Below are 231 nucleotides of genomic sequence, written 5' to 3' on the forward strand. Positions count from 1 at the left end.
GGGTGTCGCACACGCAGCGTACTCCTTCGCATCTTAGAAATGGAAACACTTTTTTGTCCGAAGGATATCAGATTTGGGTGGCTTTGCCCCAACATTTGGAGGATATGAATCCCGTTTTTCATCATATTCCCAATAATGAACTTCCCAAATGGACGGAAAGCTCTGCAGAATTCACTTTGGTTGCAGCGGAGGGCTATAACAGAAAGTCGCCAGTGCCCACCTATTCCCCCT

At 47.2% G+C, this 231-nt stretch carries 1 pseudogene; it reads left to right on the forward strand.

The annotated features are described in order from the left end of the window. Nucleotides 1-231: pseudogene (locus tag ACRHOZ_RS21625) on the forward strand (pirin family protein); the annotation flags it as partial.

Source organism: Flagellimonas flava, from assembly GCF_050617915.1.
Taxonomy (GTDB): domain Bacteria; phylum Bacteroidota; class Bacteroidia; order Flavobacteriales; family Flavobacteriaceae; genus Flagellimonas; species Flagellimonas flava_A.